Below are 2,262 nucleotides of genomic sequence, written 5' to 3' on the forward strand. Positions count from 1 at the left end.
GGGAATGTGTGTGGAATGGTATATTGCAGTTCATTTTAAGTTAACAAAACAATAATTAAGCTATTTTTAGGTTTAATTAGGTGAAAAATGACTTATATTTATCAAAAATTACAGTAATTAACCTATTTTTTAGCTTAAATGATAAAACTAGAAAAATACAAATTAACTGGTTATAAGAATATTAGAGAAGCAGATTTATCCTTTAACAATATTAATGTTATTATTGGACCTAATAATGCTGGAAAATCAAATTTCATACAATCAATCTCATTTATTAACTTTATTATTAATACTGCTTCTACTGATGATTTAGAAAAATACTTTAATAATGGTTTTTATAAAACTCATTTCGATGAAATAGTACCTATCTCAGATTTATTTAGTAATGAGCCAAAAGATTTTGATATTTCCTTTTCTTTTAGATTTATTAATACAGATACTAATAGAATATTTAATTATATTTTGGAAATCGAAGGCAAAGAAGATTTGTTTGATATCAGTTATAAAATCAAAAATGAATCTTTAGATGCTAAAGAGATAAATAAACCAGGTAAGGCAGAATCTATTTTTAAGAGAAATGGTAATAAAGTGGTATTCGGTTCTAAATTATCAAAAACTTCATTGTTTGAAGATGTCCCTAATTATTTTAGTGTTATAAGAGTCTTAAAATTAGTTTTAGGAATAGATAATGATTCCTCATATTTAGATGCTGTTAATAGTTTGAACTCAATAGTGAAAACACCTATTTTCTATTTTTCAAATTTAGAATTACTGAAAGCAGATAATAATGATAGGCTTAATTTTTATAATGGAAGAGTAGTTTCATTTGAATTAGAAGAAGAAATAATTAAATTACAAACTACTAATAGCTGGGATATATTTAAAGAAGCTCTATATGATATTTTAGATATTCATAAAATTGAGGTTGATGAATTACCATCTTTCGAAGACGATGATAAAACTAAAAGAAAAAAACATAAATTTCTAAGTTTTTATCATTTCAATACTAGAAAAGGTTTAAGAAATTTTTCAGATGGAACCATTCTTATTATTGCCTTGATCACAAAAGTTTTGTCTAGCAAAAATGATTTATTTTTTATTGAAGAACCTGAGAATTCAACACACCCAAAGGCTTTAATTGATTTATTTTCATTTATTAAAAGCTTTTCAGAAAATAAGCAGTTCGTTTTGACTTCTCATTCTATTGCCATATTAAACAAAACTAAAACGGAAAATATTATTATTGGTAGTGTGGATGAAGAAGGTAAAAGTACTTTATATAATATATCTAATAGGAAAGAATTGAAAAAGCGACTGAAACAAGGTCAAATTAATTTTAGTGATGAATTGTTTTTTGGAAATCTTGAAGAAGAAGAATTTGAATAAATAGAATATGAGTATTACTAAAAATCAAAACTCTATTCTTTTTTTATACGAAGGAGAAACCGAAAAAGAGTTTTATAACTTGTTTCTTAACAAGTATATTGAAAGAAGAAAAATAAGAACAAATTTTGGGAATCTTAATGGTGTATATGATATAAATAACAAAGTTGAAAGTAAGATAAAATCATATTTGGCGAATTCAAAGTTCTCAGATTGTAATCAAATTCACGTATTTGTCGCCTATGATAGAGAAGGTGATAGAAATACGGATACACTTTTAAATATTAAAGAATTAAATAAAAATTTTTCAGTTGGTGACAAGAAGTCTCGAATAATATCAATTAATGAAATTGTTGCAACACAGGATTTAGAAAGCTGGCTTTTCTATGATTTAAAAAATATTTATAGCTTTTTAAGAGTACCTAATTCACAAAGAAATCTTAAAGCATATCCAAATTGTGAGGCAGTTAATAATAAAACTTTATCTACATTATTTCATAGGTTTGGTAAACATTATCAAAAGGGAAAAAGAGTTAGGAATTTTATTGAATCCTTGGATTTAGAAATTATTTATAATAATGTTCAAGAGCTACAGAATGCAGTAACTATTATGAGATCGCTATATTAATTAATAACAATACATTATGTAAAATAGGACCTAAAAGTTTAAAACCGGCCTCAGAAAACTTTGGTCAAAACACGAGATATAATGATTGCTCCAGTGGAGGAATTATTATAGCTGCGAGATGATGTGGCTGGATAATGGTAGTCAATTAGATTAAACAAAACGATACAAATCGCCAACACGCCAGCTCGCTCACAAAATCAAAAGTCTACTAGACTTTCAATTTTATGCCGTCTAAAATATAGCGACTGCGC

2 protein-coding genes are annotated in these 2,262 nt (G+C 26.1%); both read left to right on the forward strand.

The genetic code is table 11. The features are described from left to right. The first annotated feature begins 138 nt into the window (after positions 1 to 138). Positions 139 to 1,386 (forward strand): AAA family ATPase, encoded by a 1,248-nt coding sequence (locus tag Z053_RS0127285; RefSeq protein WP_025668141.1) that lies wholly within the window; start codon positions 139 to 141, stop codon positions 1,384 to 1,386. A 7-nt stretch (positions 1,387 to 1,393) separates the two neighbouring features. Continuing rightward, positions 1,394 to 2,011: a DUF4276 family protein gene (locus tag Z053_RS0127290; RefSeq protein WP_025668142.1), complete on the forward strand. Its 618-nt coding sequence runs from the start codon at positions 1,394 to 1,396 to the stop codon at positions 2,009 to 2,011. Positions 2,012 to 2,262 lie beyond the last annotated feature (251 nt).

Origin of the sequence: Aquimarina megaterium XH134, assembly GCF_000520975.1 — a bacterium.
Classification (GTDB): Bacteria; Bacteroidota; Bacteroidia; order Flavobacteriales; family Flavobacteriaceae; genus Aquimarina; species Aquimarina megaterium.